General features: G+C 61.7%; 14 protein-coding genes and 2 pseudogenes. 1 reads left to right on the top strand and 15 read right to left on the bottom strand.

Features of this window, described 5'->3' with window-relative positions:
* Positions 1-240: 240 nt before the first annotated feature.
* The 9 genes and pseudogenes from B0G80_RS27145 to B0G80_RS27110 form a co-directional block, all read right to left on the bottom strand.
* Positions 241-1,365: pseudogene (locus B0G80_RS27145) on the bottom strand (IS701 family transposase); the annotation flags it as partial.
* Between the two features lie 244 nt (positions 1,366-1,609).
* Complete coding sequence (locus B0G80_RS27140) at positions 1,610-2,464, bottom strand: 3-hydroxybutyryl-CoA dehydrogenase (RefSeq protein ID WP_116121097.1); 855 nt, start codon at positions 2,462-2,464, stop codon at positions 1,610-1,612.
* A 52-nt stretch (positions 2,465-2,516) separates the two neighbouring features.
* A complete protein-coding gene (gene bktB / locus B0G80_RS27135) occupies positions 2,517-3,710 on the bottom strand; it encodes a beta-ketothiolase BktB (protein ID WP_116121095.1) in 1,194 nt (397 codons plus the stop codon).
* Between the two features lie 49 nt (positions 3,711-3,759).
* On the bottom strand, positions 3,760-5,388 hold the full coding sequence (locus B0G80_RS27130) for an electron transfer flavoprotein-ubiquinone oxidoreductase (RefSeq protein WP_408969433.1): 1,629 nt from the start codon (positions 5,386-5,388) through the stop codon (positions 3,760-3,762).
* Positions 5,389-5,467: 79 nt separating this feature from the next.
* The gene (locus tag B0G80_RS27125; RefSeq protein ID WP_116121091.1) at positions 5,468-7,258 is read right to left on the bottom strand and encodes an acyl-CoA dehydrogenase; all 1,791 of its coding nucleotides are present in this window, start codon (positions 7,256-7,258) and stop codon (positions 5,468-5,470) included.
* Between the two features lie 392 nt (positions 7,259-7,650).
* Positions 7,651-8,721 carry an AraC family transcriptional regulator ligand-binding domain-containing protein gene (locus B0G80_RS27120; RefSeq protein WP_408969431.1) on the bottom strand — a complete coding sequence of 357 codons (1,071 nt, stop codon included), beginning with the start codon at positions 8,719-8,721 and terminating at the stop codon, positions 7,651-7,653.
* A gap of 90 nt (positions 8,722-8,811) precedes the next feature.
* Positions 8,812-9,048: pseudogene (locus tag B0G80_RS46095) on the bottom strand (DDE-type integrase/transposase/recombinase); the annotation flags it as partial.
* A gap of 72 nt (positions 9,049-9,120) precedes the next feature.
* Positions 9,121-9,720 (bottom strand): lytic transglycosylase domain-containing protein, encoded by a 600-nt coding sequence (locus B0G80_RS27115; RefSeq protein WP_116121087.1) that lies wholly within the window; start codon positions 9,718-9,720, stop codon positions 9,121-9,123.
* Between the two features lie 190 nt (positions 9,721-9,910).
* Positions 9,911-10,102, bottom strand: a complete 192-nt coding sequence (locus tag B0G80_RS27110) for a hypothetical protein (protein WP_116121086.1) — start codon at positions 10,100-10,102, stop codon at positions 9,911-9,913.
* Between the two features lie 633 nt (positions 10,103-10,735).
* Between B0G80_RS27110 and B0G80_RS27100 the strand changes: the two genes are divergently transcribed.
* On the top strand, positions 10,736-12,166 hold the full coding sequence (locus B0G80_RS27100) for a TetR/AcrR family transcriptional regulator (protein WP_116121084.1): 1,431 nt from the start codon (positions 10,736-10,738) through the stop codon (positions 12,164-12,166).
* Between the two features lie 231 nt (positions 12,167-12,397).
* Here B0G80_RS27100 and pntB read toward each other — a convergent pair whose 3' ends face one another.
* From pntB to B0G80_RS27070, 6 genes are all read right to left on the bottom strand, one after another.
* Positions 12,398-13,813, bottom strand: a complete 1,416-nt coding sequence (gene pntB, locus B0G80_RS27095) for a Re/Si-specific NAD(P)(+) transhydrogenase subunit beta (protein ID WP_116121082.1) — start codon at positions 13,811-13,813, stop codon at positions 12,398-12,400.
* A gap of 13 nt (positions 13,814-13,826) precedes the next feature.
* Positions 13,827-15,428 carry a Re/Si-specific NAD(P)(+) transhydrogenase subunit alpha gene (locus B0G80_RS27090; RefSeq protein ID WP_116121080.1) on the bottom strand — a complete coding sequence of 534 codons (1,602 nt, stop codon included), beginning with the start codon at positions 15,426-15,428 and terminating at the stop codon, positions 13,827-13,829.
* An 89-nt stretch (positions 15,429-15,517) separates the two neighbouring features.
* The gene (locus tag B0G80_RS27085; protein ID WP_106285734.1) at positions 15,518-15,814 is read right to left on the bottom strand and encodes an EthD family reductase; all 297 of its coding nucleotides are present in this window, start codon (positions 15,812-15,814) and stop codon (positions 15,518-15,520) included.
* 181 nt (positions 15,815-15,995) lie between these two features.
* The gene (locus B0G80_RS27080) at positions 15,996-16,673 is read right to left on the bottom strand and encodes a hypothetical protein (protein WP_116121078.1); all 678 of its coding nucleotides are present in this window, start codon (positions 16,671-16,673) and stop codon (positions 15,996-15,998) included.
* Positions 16,674-16,707: 34 nt separating this feature from the next.
* Complete coding sequence (locus tag B0G80_RS27075; RefSeq protein ID WP_116121076.1) at positions 16,708-17,364, bottom strand: c-type cytochrome; 657 nt, start codon at positions 17,362-17,364, stop codon at positions 16,708-16,710.
* 10 nt (positions 17,365-17,374) lie between these two features.
* Positions 17,375-18,859, bottom strand: a complete 1,485-nt coding sequence (locus B0G80_RS27070) for an FAD-dependent oxidoreductase (RefSeq protein ID WP_116121074.1) — start codon at positions 18,857-18,859, stop codon at positions 17,375-17,377.
* Positions 18,860-18,894: the final 35 nt, after the last annotated feature.

Raw genomic sequence — 18,894 nt, 5'->3', positions numbered from 1 at the left:
GTTAACAGACCCAAAATTTAATTTCGCAACAGCGTCTAATACTACAGCCGTAGATCTGGGTAAACTGGAGGCACACATCCTCGTCTTCGGTAGTGGCACTGCTGGGCGCGGTACTGGTGTCGGCGCCGCCATGCCGAACAGGACAACACGTACGCGATAGAGTGGGCGCCGCGCCACAGGATGCGACAGAGCAGCCGGCGGATCTCCTGCACGCTGAGCGGCACCAAACCTTCAGGTGTTTTTTTTGCCGTGCACCCGCAGGGTGACGAGTACTGCATGGGCCAGCAGAGCCAGCGTGATGTGGCGATACCAGCCTTGCCATCGGCGCACCTCATACTGATCGAGTCCGCATTCGCCTTTGGTCGCCTCGAAGCCGGTCTCGATTTCCCACCTGCGGCCCGCGACGTTCACCAGGGTTTGCCGTGTGGCCTTGCTGCGCGGTGCGTATACGACGTAATACGCATGTTCGCGTTGCTCGTCCAGGCTGCGTCGCACCAGCAGGTAATGCCCGAAGCGGCGCTCCTCTTCGGTGATCTGCAAGCGCCACAGCGGAGTCAGCGCCCAGTCATACAGGCGCTCGCCCTTGGCGCCGGCACCCGCTGACAGGCGGCGCCATGCCCTTGCCGGCAGGGCCTCGGCGATCCGGTCTGCCCGTACGTACTCTGGACCTTTCCACCATAGGGGTTCGTTCTTCGCAACGGCCAGCACGAAAGACTGGCCGCGCGACTCGAGCCACAGCCGCAGGTGACGGTCACCGCCGTAGACTTCATCCCCCGTGACCCAGCCGCACGGCACCCCTGCGTCCAGCGCCCGCTCAAGCATACGACGCGCAAGCTGTGGCTTCGTTGCGAATTCCACCGACCCGGGAATGCCCGCTGCCTCGCAGCGCACCCGGTCATCGGTCCACACCTTGGGTACATACAGTTCGCGGTCGATGAACGCACTGCCGCCACGACCGGCATAGCAGAGGAACACGCCGATCTGGCTGTTCTCGATACGACCTGCCGTGCCACTGTACTGGCGTTGAACACCGGCCGAGTGCTGTCCCTTCTTGAGGAAGCCGGTCTCGTCCACAATCAGCACCGCGTCACGCTCGCCCAGTTCTTCCACTACATAGCTACGCAGCACATCGCGAGCGGCATCCGCGTCCCATTGCGCCCGCTCCAGCAGGTGCTGTACGCCATCGGGTGTCGCTTCGCCGATCCATTCGGCGAGTTGCCAGCCGTTCTTGCGCTCGACTGTACCCAGCAGGCCCTTCAGGTATGCGAGCGACCGCTGTCGGGGCTCCGGACGCCTGAACAGTTCCCCGAGCCGCTGGTGCAGTACCTCCAGTTCACGCTCCCACGCTTTTGCAGTCGAATGCATAGCCTTAACGTATAGTAATCCTTAATTATTTGAGTATAGTAAAAAAATCTACGGCTGTAGTACTAAGTGGTTGTGGCCAGGACGCAGCTCCATCGTCGGCCGGCAACTTGCAAGTGGATAGACGCACCATGATCCATCGCTGTGTCCCTACGACGGGACGTGCCGACGCGCGGCACTCGGCCGCGCCGACCGAAGGGGCGCGGCCGCACGCGCGGGCAATCGGGCGCCACTTATTCGCGGCTGCTTATTTGCCGTAGTCGTACACCCCGCGCCCCGTCTTGCGCCCCAGCCGCCCCGCCGTCACCATCTCGCGCAGCAACGGGCACGCGCGATACTTCGGATCCCCGAAGTCCTTCTGGAACACGTCCATCACCGCGAGGCACACGTCGAGGCCGACGAGGTCCGCCAGCGCGAGCGGCCCGATCGGATGGTTCGCACCGAGCTTCATCCCAGCGTCGATCTCCTCGGCCGACGCGATGCCTTCGGCAAGCACGAAGAATGCCTCGTTGATCATCGGCACGAGGATCCGGTTCACGACGAAGCCCGGCGCGTTCCGCACGCCGATCGGCGACTTGTCGAAACGCTCGGTCAGCGCACGCACCGCGGACGCAGTCGCATCGCTCGTCTGCAGCCCGCGAATGATCTCGACAAGCGGCATCAGCGGCACTGGATTGAAGAAGTGCATGCCGACGAAGCGCGACGGATCGGCAAGCAGCGCGGCGAGCGCGGTGATCGAGATCGACGACGTGTTGGTCGCGATGATCGCATCGGGGCGCGCGACGGCCTCGATCTGCTTCAGGATGCGCCCCTTCAGCTCGACGTTTTCGGTCGCGGCTTCGATCACGATGTCGACCGCGGCAAGCTTCGCGTAATCAGTCGACGTATTGATGCGCGCGAGCGCGGCGTCGCGTGCGCCGGCGTCGAGCTTCTCTTTCGACACGAGCCGCTCGAGGCTGCCCTTCAGTGCGGCGACGCCCTTGTCGAGCGCCGCGTCGCTGACGTCGATCATCACGACGTTCAGTCCTGCAACGGCAGCGGTCTGCGCGATGCCGTTGCCCATGGTTCCGGCGCCCACGACGCCGACGGTTTGAATGGCCATGACGATTCCTTATGTTCGGTGCTGTTGTGTTCGGGTGCTGAGCGGTCGATTATCAGATGTTCTCGAAGATCGCCGCAATCCCTTGGCCGCCGCCGATACACATCGTTACGAGCGCATAACGCCCGCCGATGCGCTTCAGCTCGTACAGCGCCTTCACCGTGATCAGCGCGCCCGTCGCGCCGATCGGGTGGCCGAGCGAAATGCCCGAGCCGTTCGGGTTGACCTTGGCCGGATCGAGGCCGAGCTCCTGCGTGACCGCGCAGGCCTGCGCGGCGAACGCTTCGTTGGCTTCGATCACATCGAGATCCGTGATCTTCAGACCCGCTCGTTCGAGCGCCTTCCGCGTGGCCGGCACCGGGCCGATGCCCATGTAGGCCGGGTCGACGCCCGCGTGCGCATACGCGACGAGCCGCGCGAGCGGCTTCGCGCCCTGCGCGCGCGCGGCGTCCGCGCTCATCATCAACACGGCCGCGGCCGCATCGTTGATGCCCGATGCGTTGCCAGCCGTCACGGTACCGTCCTCCTTCGCGAACACCGGCTTGAGCTTCGTGAAATCGTCAGAGCCCGCGTCGTGACGCACGTGCTCGTCGGTGTCGAACGCGACCTCGCCTTTCTTCGTGCGAATCGAGATCGGCAGTATCTGATCCTTGAAGCGGCCTTCCGCGATCGCGCGCGCCGCACGACGATGCGATTCGAGCGCGAGCGCATCCTGCGCGTCGCGTGAAATGCCGTATTTCCTCGCGACGTTCTCGGCCGTCACGCCCATGTGGATCGCCTGAAACGGGTCGTGCAGCGCGCCGAGCATCATGTCGACGAGCCTGGCGTCGCCCATGCGCTGGCCGAAGCGTGCGGACGGCACGCTGAACGGCGCGCGGCTCATGTTCTCCGACCCGCCGCCGATTGCGACGTCGGCATCGCCGAGCATGATGGTCTGCGCGGCCGACACGATCGCCTGCAGGCCCGAGCCGCATAGGCGGTTCACCGTCAGCGCCGGCGTGTGCTGCGCGACGCCGCCGTTGATCGCCGCGACGCGCGCGAGGTACATGTCCTTCGGTTCCGTGTTCACGACGTGGCCGAATACGACGTGCCCGACCGCATCACCCGGCACGTTCGCCCGCGTCAGCACTTCGCTCACGACCTTCGCACCGAGATCGGTCGGCGAGAAGTCCTTCAGGCTCCCGCCGAAATCGCCGATCGGGGTACGGACACCGCTCACCACCACGACTTCCTTCGCTGCATTGCTCATCGTCTCACTCCGGTTCGTTCGCGCCCGCGGGCGCGGAGATGCGTTTGCGTTACATGTTCGGATAGTTCGGCCCGCCACCACCTTCCGGCGTGACCCAGACGATGTTCTGCGTCGGGTCCTTGATGTCGCAGGTCTTGCAGTGCACGCAGTTCTGCGCGTTGATCACGAGGCGTTCGCTGCCGTCGTCATTCTTGACGAACTCGTACACGGCCGCCGGGCAATAGCGTGATTCCGGACCGGCATAGGTCTGCCAGTTCACATTCACCGGCACGGACGGATCTTTCAGCGTCAGGTGAGCCGGCTGATTCTCTTCGTGATTGGTGTTCGAGATGAACACGGAAGAAAGGCGGTCGAACGTGAGCTTGCCATCGGGCTTCGGATACACGATCGGCTTGCATTGGGAAGCCGGCTTGAGCATCTCGTGATCCCAATGCTGGTGATGCAGCGTCCACGGTACATTGCCGCCCAGCAGCTTCTGCTCGATGCCCACCATCAGCGTGCCGAGGTGCAGGCCCTTGCTCATCCACTGCTTGAAGTTGCGCGCGCGATGCAGTTCGGTGTGCAGCCACGACGTCTTGAAACTCTCCGGATACGCGGTGAGTTCATCGCTGGTGCGACCTGCCTGCACGGCTTCAAAAGCAGCTTCGGCAGCCAGCATGCCGGTCTTGATCGCCGCATGCGAGCCCTTGATCCGCGACGCGTTCAGGAAACCTGCATCGTCGCCGACCAGTGCGCCGCCCGGAAACACCAGCTTCGGTAGCGACATCAGGCCTCCGGCCGTGATCGCGCGTGCGCCGTACGACACACGTTTGCCACCTTCGAGCACAGCGCGAATCGCCGGATGCGTCTTGTAGCGCTGGAATTCCTCGAACGGCGACAGATACGGGTTCGTGTAGCCGAGGCCGACTACGAAGCCCACCACCACCTGGTTGTTGTCCATGTGATACAGGAACGAGCCGCCGTAAGTATCGTTCTCCAGCGGCCAGCCGGCGGTGTGCATCACCAGACCCGGCTTGTGCTTCGAAGGATCGATTTCCCACAGTTCCTTGATGCCGATCCCGTAGACCTGCGGATCGGCGCCTTCGCGCAGCTTGAATTTATCGTTCAGCTGACGGCCGAGGTGCCCACGCGCGCCTTCGCAGAAGAGCGTGTATTTCGCGTGCAGCTCCATGCCGAGCTGGAAGTTCTCGGTCGGCTCGCCGTCCTTGCCGATGCCGAGGTTGCCGGTCGCGACGCCTTTGACCGAACCATCGTCGTTATACAGAATCTCCGCCGCCGGAAAGCCCGGGAAGATCTCCACGCCCAGCACCTCGGCCTGCTGACCCAGCCAGCGCGTGACATTCGCGAGGCTGATCACGTAATTGCCGTGATTCTTGAAATTGTCCGGCAACGCCCAGGTCGGCACGCTCTTCGAGCCGGTTTCGGTCAGGAACAGGAACTTGTCTTCGGTCACGTCCACCGTCAGCGGCGCGCCTTTTTCTTTCCAGTCCGGAATCAGTTCGGTGATCGCGCGCGGGTCCATCACCGCGCCCGACAGGATGTGCGCGCCGATCTCGGAACCCTTCTCGAGCACGCACACGCCGATCTCGATGCCATTCCCGGCGGCCAGCTGCTTGAGCCGGATCGCCGCAGACAGCCCGGCGGGGCCGCCGCCGACGATCACGACGTCGTATTCCATCGATTCGCGCGGGCCATATTGCGCCAGCAAGTCCTGTGTGGTCAAAATCCTGTCTCCTCCTGCGCCCCGACCGTGACGGTTAGAACTGGTCTTCCGACAACGCGAGCACGCTGTAGTTGCCCTTCGCGCTGACGATCGACGCTTCGAGCCCGCCTGCCTGCACGAGGACGTGTTCCGCATAGCATTGTGCGATCGCGATCTTCGCATCGAAGAATGCCGTGTCGCTCGCGCGGTTCGCGCGCGCTGCCAGCAGTGCACGCGCCATCTGCCATCCGCACAGCACGATGCCCGCCAGCTTCAGATATGGCACGCTGCCCGCGAACACCGCGTTCGGGTCCTGCTTCGCGTTCGCGAGCACGTAGTCGATCACCGTCGACAACGAGTGCGCGCCCTTCTCCAACTGCGCTTTCATCGACGCGGCCGCCGCGCAGTCGACCTTGCCGAGCGCCGCGACCGTGTCGCCGACCTCGGCGATCAGCGCCTTCGCGACCGTGCCGCCGTCGCGCAGCGTCTTGCGGCCGACCAGATCATTGGCCTGAATCGCCGTCGTGCCTTCGTAGATCGCCAGGATCCGCGCGTCGCGGTAATACTGCGCCGCCCCGGTTTCCTCGATGAAGCCCATCCCGCCGTGCACCTGCACGCCGAGGCTGGCCACGTCGTTCACCATCTCGGTGCTCCAGCCCTTCACGACCGGCACCAGATATTCGTAGATTGCCTGATGACGTGCTCGCGTCGCCTCGTCCGAATGGTGGTGGGCAATGTCGCTGTGTGCGGCCGCGACATACGCGAGCGAGCGTGCGCCTTCGGTCAGCGCGCGCATCGTGCCGAGCATCCGGCGCACGTCCGGGTGATGGATGATGGTGACTGACTGCCGGGCCGATCCGTCGACCGGGCGGCTCTGCACGCGCTCCCTCGCGAAGGCGGCGGCCTTCTGGTATGCACGGTCGGCGACGCCGATCCCCTGCATCCCGACGCCGAAGCGCGCGGCGTTCATCATGATGAACATGTATTCGAGGCCGCGATTCTCTTCGCCGATCAGGTAGCCAATCGCGCCGCCATGGTCGCCGTATTGCAGCACCGCGGTCGGGCTTGCCTTGATCCCGAGCTTGTGCTCGATCGACACGCAGTGCACGTCGTTGCGTGCGCCGAGCGAGCCGTCTTCGTTGACCAGAAACTTCGGCACGATGAACAGCGAAATGCCCTTCACGCCATCCGGCGCGTTCGGTGTGCGCGCAAGTACCAGGTGGACGATGTTGTCCGCCATGTCGTGTTCGCCCCACGTGATGAAGATCTTCGTGCCGAAAACGTTGTACGTGCCGTCGCCCTGCGGCTCGGCGCGCGAGCGCACCAGTGCGAGATCTGAACCGGCCTGCGGCTCGGTCAGGTTCATCGTGCCCGTCCATTCGCCCGAGATCAGCTTCGGCACGTAGCGCTGCTTCTGTTCGTCACTGCCGGCCGTCAGCAGCGCCTCGATCGCGCCGTCGGTGAGGAGCGGACACAGCGCGAACGACAGGTTCGATGCGTTCAGCATTTCGATGCACGGTGCCGCGATCAGCTTCGGCAACCCCTGACCGTCGTACTCCGCCGGATGCTGCAGCCCCTGCCAGCCGCCCTCGACGAACTTATGGAACGCTTCCTTGAAACCCGTGGTAGCGGTCACGACGCCGTCCTTCCAGCTGCTCGGATTGCGGTCGCCTTCGACGTTCAGCGGCGCCAGCACCTCGCCGCAAAATTTCGCCGACTCATCGAGCACGGCACGCGCGGTGTCGTAACCGGCATCCTCGAAGCCAGGAAGCTGCGCAACGGTGTCGATGCCTGCGAGTTCCCTGAGCACGAACAGCATGTCCTTGACGGGGGCGGTATAGCTCATGGTCAATGTTCCAATCAGGCGGTGAATGAAGTGCCTCACAAGGCCGATACGGCAAAACCGGCCAGATCCAGGAGACGTTGTGACCATCCTACCGCCGCCGTGACGAATTCCCATTGTCATATCCGGCCCTCATGGTGACAAAACCGGCCACGCGATGCACGGGCGATGCTGAAGGCAGCCGGCCGCGTCGGGTTTCCCCGAATCCGGTCTCTGCGAAAAGACATGCGCATCGTTGTGCCGATCGGCGGGGCGGAAGCGGTGGTGACAGTTGGCGGAGGGGCCGGCAACGGGAGCCGGCTGTGGGTCGCATACGGGAGCCGGCCATTGGAGCGGGCGCAGTGAGTCGGCCAGCTGATTCAGCGTCGGAAAAACGGCTGTACCCGCTCCGCGCGCTATGCACGCCGCCGATAAGTCCCCGGTGTGCTGCCTGTCCAGTGCCGGAACGCGCGATGGAACGCGCTTGGATCGTCAAAGCCAACGTCGGCGCCGATCGCCGCGATCGTGTCGGGCGTGTCGGTGAGCCGCTGGATTGCGATATCTCGCCGCAGTTCATCCTTGAGCACCTGGAACGTCGTGCCTTCGGCGGCCAGGTGGCGGCTCAAGGTGCGTACGGAGCAATGCAGATGCTCGGCCACCAGATCGATCACTGGCAGGTCGGGCAGCGCCGCCGACAGGTATTGCCGCACGCGATGGCACACGAGCTGTTCGCTGAATGATTCAAATATCCAGTCGCCTGGCGCGCGCGCGAGGAACTTTTGCAGGTTGCGCTTGCTCTGCCGGATTGGCGCGTCGAGGTAGTCCACGCTGAAGCGCAGAAGCGTGCGCTCGCAGTCGAACTTCACGGACCCGGAGAAGAAGTACAGGTGATCGACCGCATGGCGCGGTCGCGGGCACGCAAGCTCGATCTGCAGCAGCGGGATCTTCTGCCCGATCAGCCATGAACACACGCCGTGAACGAGCTTGAGCATCAGCTCCTGGCCGAGCGGGCTGATTGGACCCACAGCCGCATCCGGCCGCAGCATTACCTGCACAATGAGACCGTCGTTCCTCGATTCGACGAAGAAGTCATCGAGCAGGATATGGAAGAACTGGCCGAAACGATGGAGCGCCGTTCTAAGGTTGCGGGCATCGAGCAGGCTCAGGCACAGGTACTTCAGCGTGCCGCCGCGCAGCGGGCGCGAGAAGATGCCGGGCATCTCGTCGTCGAGGTCAATCGCGAGCGTGCGGTACAGCGTCGAGAATTGCTCTTCCGTCACGCGCGAATGCGGCTCGCCGAGCAACTCGATTGCAATGCCGGCTTCATACAGGTAGCCTTCGATCACATCGCGCCCCACGCCCGCGCTCGCCAGGAAACCGTTGACGAGCGAGATCGGCACCGTGGCGCCCGGCGACGGCAGTGCGCGCCCGCGCTGGGCGGAACGGGAATGTAAGCCGGTCATCGCGTGCCCGTAGACTAAACCGATCGGATTGTACTTGAGCGGCCCGGAACGCCCTCGACTTGCAAGCTTCCGGCCCGACCTCCAGAAAGCGTTGGTGCAATAGGAGTGATCAGTGGAGGTCGGATGGGTTGCGCGAACGCACTTCATCTGTCCTTTGACGATCATGTGCATAACTTCGATGCCTCCCGGCAGGATCAGGACGCACCGAATAGACTTGAATCCCAGCATGGACCGGATGCGCCGCTCGACCATCCGATGATCCTGCTCGACGAGGTTATTGAAATATTTGGATTGGCGGATCTTGATGGGTGTTTCACGATCGGCATGGATGCTTTCAAGCGCGGCGAGGTTCGGGGCTCAACAAGTTGCCCGGTTTGTCGGGTTTTCTTGCCGGCGAGATCGGCAATCCAAACGGGACCGCGACTACAAACCGAGTTCCGCTTTCATCATGCTCAAGTGATCGGCTACACGTCGCGCGTAGCCCTTGGCGCCTCCACTGTACCGATATAATGCGTCGTCGAGGTTTCCACCTGACGCTCTTATGTAGTCTTGCAAAATTGCGCACCCGATACGGATGTTTGTGCGCGCGTCTGTCAAATCAGACGTGCGAAGGACACGGTCTGCGTGTTGAGACGGAAGCACCTGCATGAGTCCCATGGCGCCAACCACACTTACCGCGAAACGGTCGAAACTGGATTCGACGGCGATCACTGCAAGCAATAACAGCGGTGAGATTGTGGAACGCTTCGCAGCATTCAGCACCCCGTGACCGATTTGCAACGCATCGTGCAATCCGATGTGAAAGCGGGTACTCACAACAGTTGCGATTTCCTCCGCAGTAGGCATTCCCCCTTGCGGCACGTCGACAGCTTGAGTGGATGTTGGCCAAACTGGAAAACCAGCGCCATAGCACAGTCCCGTTAGCGACCCGAACACCACAACTGCCGCAAAGACATTACCGCGGAGTCGATAAGCAATTGTTCGTGGCTTATCGATACGCTCTTTCTTCGCGTTCGTTAGCATGACTAATCCCCTTAAATCCACGTAGTCACGAACGGTTCAGGCGGAGTCTTCCCTGGAACGGTCTGACGAAGTTAGGTCACAACGACAAAGGAAAAAATAGAGTAGAAACAGGATATTCCGTCCTGACCACTCACTCGAAAAAAAACAGAGGCGTACTGTCCAGCAACAACAACAGCATTAACACCGTGGATCAAATTAAAGATTCCGGCGCCCGATTAATGCGGACACCGCACGTTTCGCTCGCGACCGACTCGCGGACGCTGTTGGCAAAGCGCTGAAGAGCTTGCAAGGATCCGTACACGCTCTTGTACTCTTCGCGGCCGATCCGCCCATCCAGCACGACCAGCATGCCCGAATCGCTTGCAATCTTTTCGATGTCCATCGCAATTCCCCTTCAATCCCGACGAATACGCCTGCCTTCCTCATTCGGCCTTCAGCCAGGCTCGCATCGCCGGCCGCTCCGAAGAAGGAGGAAATACACACCACGATCCGTCGTCGTGCTGGAAAAAGATGAGCGCCAGCGAGCCTGACGCCAGAAGAGATTCTGCACGGACACATCGCGTGGGTCTGGGTGCCGCATAACGGAACCGGGTCAAGCGGACCGGCGAGGCCGGTGTCGGGGCCAACCATTTGTCGATCAGACTCCGCAAAGAAACTACATTGCTGCTCATCTCGCACTCCTTCATCCTTAGCCCCGTAACCATCCTCTCATCAAGTCCATCTGTCCATGTGATCGACCTAGATTTATTTTATTCATGACCTAATAATAGCTGTGCACCGGCCTAAAATCAAGCTCGGAAAACGCAGGGGAAACACCGACTGGTGTGAACAATTCTCCAGTTACTTGCTGTTTCTCGGCCTCGTGAAAATCTGCCCCTAATTATTCAACACAGGGCGATTGTCACAAATGCGAGCAGGTGTCCGAAACTTGCTTCACCGAGATCGCATCGACGATGCTTTTGCATACCATCGAACCGACCTATAATCTAAAGTAGTTCTATTGAGGAGAGCCGACGTGCAAGAGAGATCGCCGGAGCGAGGAACCTTGGGGGAAGCAAGGCCCGACGGCGGGCCAGTTGCAGGGCGAAACCGGGAACTGCGCATCAGGCAGATCATCGTTGCCGCTCGGCAGACGTTTCAGGAAGATGGGCACGCTGGATTCGCGACACGTCGCGTAGCGCGTCGGGTCGGAATCGCACAAGGAAACCTCCAATACTACTTCCGCACGAAAGATGAATTGCTGCGTACGGCGCTGCGGGCGTATATGCGCCAGACGCTCAACGACTACGCGGAAATCGCAAGCCGGCCCGGCGCCAGCGCCGAGCGGCGTTGCTCTGCGCTCGTAGAGCGCATATTTCGCGATATCAACGAAACCGATCTACCGAAGTTCCTGTTTGAAGTTTGGGCTTTCGCTCAGCATGAACCCTATGCTGCGGAACTCGTCGACAATATGTACGCGGAATATCGGGGCATGTTTGTGAAGCTGCTCTCGGAAATCCACCCGGCTTTGACAAACGAAGAGTGCTTCGTGCGTGCATCCGTTCTTATCGCGCAGACCTCCGGAATGATGATTCTCTCCCATCAAAGCGGGGGCTCGGATAAGGACCATACAGAATTTATTCGCGTGACAAAGCGAGCTATAAAATTGATTGTCAGCTTGTCAGGGCAGGTGCTCGAATACGGTGGCCCCCTTCACAGCTCGCGCAAACCCCACGCACAGGGTAGCAGCAAGATTCACGTCGGCGTCTTTGGGTCCGAAGGGCATATCCAGCACGGATTGCTTGAGCTGAGCACGCGCCAAACAGGAAAGGACGTCCTCGACTACCGGCCAACGCTCCAAGGGAAGCGTCGAGAGATAAAGACCAACGAGATAATCTCTTCTGCCGCTAACCTCCTGGCGTCGGAAGGATATGCGAACTTCACACAGGCGCGAGTTGCGAGGGAACTCGGTATCCTGCCGGCCGCGCTCCAGCACTATTTTCCCACGCACGATGACCTGCTCCACTCGACCATTAGCGCGCTGCTGAAGGCCTATTTGGACCGCTATGTGGAAATGGGCAGGCCAAGCGGCAAACCTGCGCTCGAGCGCCTGCGTGAAATCGTCGAGGACGTTTTCGAGGAAGCCTGCGATCCGAGGGTATGTCGATTCGCGATCGAAATGTTCGCGCTAGCTCAGCACTCAGATGTCACCCGTGAGCTCGTAAGACGAATCTACGCTGCTTATCGAGCGATTTACGCCGACCTGGTGCGCGAGATAGATTCGTCTGCTACAGCGCGTGAATGCCTCGCTCGCGCGACACTCATCGCGGCACAGATGGAGGGCGTAGCGACCCTGATGTTCGGTCTGCCGAAGCAATGGGGGGACATTGACCGCGTTTTCGAACTGATGATGGCCATGGCGATTCGCATTGCGCACGGAAGAATTGACGCCAAGGATGCAGCGTAGGGTCCCGCGCTTGAATTCGTTGATGATCAGCAGACTTGCGGCGCAGACATCGGCCTGGCGCAATTGTCCCGTCAAGCCTGCTTTAGCCGGTTTCTCGCTGGGTAGAAAGGCGTCGTCAGGAATTGAACCCCGTGCGCCATCAGGGCGTACGCGCTCCGAGAAAACGTCACGAATCGTGCCGCAAGTCGGGGCGCAGTTCCGCCCCGATCTCGCGGCAAGTAAAATGGACAATCAGACCGCCAGCGCGCCGAAGATTTCATTGAGCATCGACTTCGCATCCCCGAACAACATGCGGTTGTTGTCCTTGTAGAACAGCGGATTGTCGACGCCTGCATAGCCGGAGGCCGTGCTGCGCTTCATCACGATCGACGTCTTCGCCTTCCACACTTCGAGCACCGGCATGCCGGCGATCGGGCTCGTCGGATCGTCCTGCGCGGCCGGGTTCACGATGTCGTTCGCGCCGATCACCATCGACACGTCGGCCTCCGGGAAGTCGCCGTTGATCTCGTCCATTTCCAGCACGATGTCGTACGGCACCTTCGCCTCGGCCAGCAACACGTTCATGTGCCCCGGCATGCGGCCCGCGACCGGGTGAATCGCGAAACGCACGTCGACACCCTTTTCACGCAGCAGCTTCGTGAGTTCGAACACCGTGTGCTGGGCCTGCGCCACGGCCATCCCGTAGCCCGGCACGATGATCACGCGCTTCGCCTCGCGCAGCAGCTCGGCCGTCTCCGCCGCGCTCACCGCCACCGCTTCGCCTGCCGGCTGTGCCGCGCCGCCGCCGGCTGCCGCCGGTGCGCCCGCGCCGCTGCCGAAACCGCCGGCGATCACGCTGATGAAGTTGCGGTTCATCGCGCGGCACATGATGTACGACAGGATCGCACCGGACGAGCCGACCAGCGCGCCGATCACGATCAGCAGGTCGTTGCCGAGCATGAAGCCGGTCGCCGCCGCCGCCCACCCGGAGTAGCTGTTGAGCATCGACACCACGACCGGCATGTCCGCGCCGCCGATCGCCATCACCATGTGCACGCCGAACAGCAGCGAGATCACCGTCATCACGACGAGCGGCAGCATGCCGTCCCGAATGCTTTCCGCATGCAGGAACGCGCGGCCGTAGTAGATCACGATCAGCAGCGCGGCCAGGTTCATCCAGTGCCGCGCCGGCAGCAGCAGCGGCTTGCCGCCGATCTTGCCCGACAACTTGCCGAACGCGATGATCGAGCCCGCGAAGGTCACGGCACCGATCAGGATACCGACGTAAATCTCGACCTCATGGATCGCCTTCTCGGCGCCGGTGAACTGCACCGACGTGTCGATATAGCTCGCGAAACCCACCAGGCAGGCCGCGAGACCGACCAGGCTGTGCATCAGCGCGACCAGTTCCGGCATCTGCGTCATCTGCACTTTCTTCGCGGCGTACAGGCCGCCGGCGCCGCCGACCACGAGCGCGGCGCTCACGTACGGAATGCCCGCGGCCGACACGCGCGGGCCGAGCACGGTGGCCAGCACGGCGGTCAGCATGCCGATCATGCCGAACAGGTTGCCGCGGCGCGCGGTCTCGGGATTGGCGAGGCCGCCGAGGCTGAGGATGAACAGGATCGCGGCGCCGATATAGGAGACGGTAGTCAGGTTTGAAGTCATCTTTTTCGTCCCCTTATTTGCGGAACATCGCCAGCATGCGTCGTGTCACCGCGAAGCCGCCGAACATGTTGACGGCCGTGAGCGTGAGTGCGCCCACCGCGAGGCCGAGGATCAGCCCGGACGGCCGGTCGCCGGCGTTGGCCAGCTCGCCAAGCGGCGGCGCGACCTGCACGAGCGCGCCGATCGCGATGATCGACGAGATCGCGTTGGTCACGCTCATCAGCGGCGTGTGCAGCGACGGCGTGACGTTCCAGATCACCATGTAGCCGACGAAGCACGCGAGCACGAACACCGTGAAATGCGACAGGAAGCTGGCCGGTGCGAACTGGCCGACGAACAGGAACGCCAGCGCGCCGATCGCGAATACGATCGCGAGCGACTTGGCCGACATCGGCTCGCCGCCGTGACCGTGGCCTTTCGATTTCGCCGGTGCGGCGGCTGCGGGTGCCGCTGCCGCCGGCTTCGGCGCGACGACCGCCTGCTTGATCGGCGGCGGCGGCCACGTGACCTTGCCTTCCTTGATGACGGTGAGGCCGCGGATCGCATCGTCGTCGAAGTCGACGTTGATCGTGCCGTCCTTGCCCTTGCACAGCTCCTCGACCACACGCAGCAGGTTGGTCCCATACAGCGTGGAAGATTGCCGCGACAGGCGCGATGCGAGATCGGTATAGCCGACGATCGTCACGCCGTGGCGCACGACGGCTTCGCCGGGCACCGTGAGTTCGCAGTTGCCGCCCTGTTCGGCGGCCATGTCCACGATCACGCTGCCGGGCTTCATCGACTGCACCATCTCGGCGATGATGAGCTTCGGCGCCGGCTTGCCGGGGATCAGCGCGGTGGTGATGATGATGTCGGCATCCTTCGCCTGCTGCGCGTACATCGCGCGCTGCGCCTGCTGGAAGCCTTCGCTCATCACCTTCGCGTAACCGCCGCCGCCCGAGCCTTCTTCTTCGTAGTCGACCTTGACGAACTCGCCGCCGAGCGACCTGACCTGGTCGGCCACTTCCGCCCGCGTGTCGTTCGCGCGCACGATCGCGCCGAGGCTGGCCGCCGTACCGATCGCGGCCAGACCGGCCACACCGGCGCCGGCGATGAACACCTTGGCCGGCGGGACCTTGCCGGCCGCGGTAACCTGCCCGTTCAGGAAGCGGCCGAACGCATGCGCGGCCTCGATCACTGCACGGTAGCCGCTGATGCCGGCCATTGACGTGAGCGCGTCCATCTTCTGTGCGCGCGACAGCGTGCGCGGCAGCGAATCGATCGCGAGCACGGTGGCACGCTTCGCGGCCAGTTGCTGCATCAGTTCGGGATTCTGTGCGGGCCACACGAAGCCGATCAGCGTGCCGCCTTCGCGCATCAGCGCGACTTCTTCCGTGCTCGGCGGGCGCACCTTGAAAACGATATCGCTGCCCGACCACAGCTCGGCCGCCGTAGCGGCGATGCTCGCACCGGCCGCACGATACGCGTCGTCGTCAAAATTCGCGCCGGCACCGGCGCCGCTTTGGACGGCGACCGAAAACCCCAGCTTGATCAGCTTCTCGACCACTTCGGGCACGGTCGCAACGCGCCGTTCGCCGGCGGCAGCTTCTAAAGGAATTCCAATCATTAGTGTCATCGGACAATTCTATTTTTCACATGGCGTCGTTCATCGCAGGGATTGCAGGCCCGACGGTAGTGACGAAGTCGGGCCAGCCGAGCGATCTGTCAATCGTCCGCGCAGAAAATCGTCGGAGTGATAGTGGTGAAGTTTTTCACGTCACCCATTACCTCGGCAGTTTTGGCGGAAGAAAGGACCCTATTGATCGCGGCCTGATCGTTGAAACGCAGTATCGCAACGCATGCGAAGGGTTGTGCTTTCGTTGATGGAAACAGGACTTCGGCCGATTGCAGACCGAACTCGCTCCACGCCGAGCCGACAAGGGGAGCATGCTTCGAAAGGTAATACTCACGGTCAAAGGTCGCACCTTCCGTGCTTGGGTAGTTCACGATCAGGGTAGTCATATTCAATCCTGTGTTGAGATACGTTTGAGAGTTGCCTTAGGTGGTCGCTCTAACACCTTGCAAGCGTGCCGGCTGCTTTCGTGCGCGGCCCAGCAACTGCCCACCGAACAACAACATCCACAGAGGCAGAACCAGCACGATGACCACCTCGCTGGCGTTCGAGAGCGCGTCGAGAAGCAAGTCAGCTGCGGTACGGTGTGGGCGATTTCAGCACGGCCCCGCCGCTTTTCGTTCCCTCGATAGCACAATAGCCGTGATAGATCGCCGCCATGAGGTAGGCCCACGAGCACAAAGCAAGGGTGTAGAAATTGAAAAACACGTTCGTTTCGTCGCCCGGGATCTTGTAAAAATCATAAATACCCGCAATGCCGAGTGAAGTCACCAGGCCTAACGCCAAGGCCAGCCCACGGAGCGTCTCACCTATTTCCAGGAGCCTTTTAATGAAGTACGCGAGATAGATCGACAGCAGGATCCACATCGTCAGATAGAAGTAGGGCAAAACCGGAGCGACGAAGTCCGATCCCACGAGGACGAATGTGAGTGCAGCCGGGACGACAAATGCCGCGACGTCCTGGCGAACTGTCGGCTTGTACCCGTGGGTAATCGCCATCAGACCCGCAACGGCGATGATAGGCATGCCGAATCCACGGGAGAACGCGTCAAAGAAATGCGCTACCTCATAGGAAACGGCGTTCCCGGTGGCAAAGTATCCGATAGCGTTCGTCGCGGAGATACCCACAATCCACATCTCCAGCCCGAGAAGAAAGTTGCGTCTTTTGACGAACTTCCAGCCGTGGAAAAATGAACTCCACGCCAGCAACGCACTAGAGAGAACGAGAACGACAGATCTGATGTCCATGACTAAACTCCAAACTCCGGTTGTATCTGATAGGTCAATTTTTCTTCGGGTCAAGGCTTGCCAGATAGATGGCAATGGCCTTGCGGTCTTCTGGCGAAAAACCAGTCGCTAGATTTTTCATGACGCCTGTGGGTTCACTGCGGATGCCGGAAGCGAACTCGTCGAACTGCGCAAGCAGATAGTCGTATCCCTGACCGGCCAACCGCGGAAACTGGTCGTGGCCCATCAGTTGAGCACCATGACATGCGACACAGTTGCCCGCGGCCACGAGGCGCTGTCCCTTCTCGCGCAGCCGTGCATCCGGCTTGAAGTAGTGATTCGCGACCGGAGTCACACTTGCGAAATACGCAGCCAGCGATTTGATCTGCGGATCGCTCATCGTCTTAGCGAGAGGTCCCATGTTCGGATTGCGCCGTGCCTCACTCGCGAAATTGTGGAGCTGTGTTTCCAGGTAAGGCGCGGGCTGCCCCGCCAGGCTCGGATATCCCTGATGGAGCGAGTTTCCTTTGACTCCATGGCAGACGGTGCAGGTGTCGACCACGTGCGGCCATGGCCCGCCATCGGCAACGTAAGCGGCCGCCGACGTCGTGACATAGCTCTGAAGTCGATAAAGTCCCAGCAGATCGGAACCAAAAATGGCGAGCAGCAGGACGGCAACCAGAGGAATGCCAAATAATAGAATTTTTTTCATTGATACCCTTTTACGCTCGACGCAGGGAATTCAGCGCCTGAAGTGCGCCATGATGGCCGGAACGCACTGCGCCATCCATGTAACCGGCCCAGATATCTGCCGTCTCCGTTCCCGACCAGATCAGCTTGCCGCACGACGGGCGCAGCGCCTCGCCGTGCGCGCTCCAGAAGCCCGGCGGAATTGCGGAAACGCAGGTAATCGTCCAGGGATCGGCCTTGCTCCAGTCCTGATCGTGATAGGCGATGGGAGAAAGCGCTTCGTCGCCCCATGCCTGCGCGTAGAACTGCTTGTGCATGGCCATTGCAGCGTCCCGCTCGGACGGGACCATCGCATTCCCGACGAACGCGTTGATGACCCCGATCTCCCCACCGGGCGGGGAGTTGTCGAAGGCCCAAAGAATGGGGCCATTGACCTGGAAGATGCTGCCGTTCATGCCCTTGTCGCGCCAGAACGGGCGGCGATAAACCATGGCCGTCTTCCGCGCGGGGGAATGCGCGGGCCAGGCGCCCTGCAGGGCCGCACGCTTTTCGGGCAAGGGCGGATCGAACTGCATCTGATGACACAAGGCCGGATGGATGGCCATGATGACGGTACGCGCCCGTACTTCTCCATGGTCCGTATGCAGGGTGACGACGTCGCTGTCCCATCCGGAAATCTGGCGAACCGGTGAAGACAAGCGGACCTTGTCGCCGAGTTGCAGGGCCAGCTTGATACTGAGGATTTGCGAGCCGCCGATGAAGCGGGTTTCCTGGGCGCTGTGCTTGATGGCGTCGAGTTGAGAATAATCGCAATCCGCCGAATTGATCATCGAAAGGAAATGCAGCAACCCCATCTTTGCCGGCGCCGCGCCACCCGAGAGAATGATGCTGGCATTCCAGCTCACCTGGTCTTCCGGCTTGATATCCTGCTTCGCCAGCCAATCCCCGACCGAAAGCCTGTCCAGTTCGCCGACCTTCGAAGACTTCCACGGCGCGCCACCGGGGACGTCGCGCGAGAGCTTGCTGAGCTTGGCCGCGACCGCCTCGTCGGTACCGAAGGTGCCCTTCAGATCGACTGTCACGCGCCCTTCACCGCCCAGAACGACTGTCTTCCCGTCGTAATAGGTTGGAAAAGTTCCGACGCCCAGTTCGCGCGCGAGATCGGCGACGGCAGTCTGGCCCGGACCGATCCATTGCCCGCCGACTTCCGAAACGTACCCACCGGGAATGTTGTAGTTGAGCGTTCGCCCTCCCACGCGATCCCGGGCTTCGAGCACCAGAAAGGACTCGCAGCCCGCCTTACGCAGGTCTCGCGCGGCAGTCAGGCCGGCCAGTCCAGCACCGATGATGGCGACATCGAGAATGCCGTCAGTGCTTCGCGCGCCCGTAGTGACGGCGGCATACGACTGTTGGGCGCTCACGGCGAGCGTGCCCGCGGCAGCCGAGGCCCCGGCATATTTGAGCCATTGCCTGCGCTGCAGGTTTGCCGTACTGGTTGGAGAAGATTTTTTTGCCATACAGCCTCTATCTACATGATGACGGTGCCCGCCCT

The sequence above is a fragment of the Paraburkholderia sp. BL6669N2 genome (assembly GCF_003387275.1).
GTDB lineage: Bacteria > Pseudomonadota > Gammaproteobacteria > Burkholderiales > Burkholderiaceae > Paraburkholderia.
This window is presented reverse-complemented; position numbering and strand designations above follow the sequence as displayed.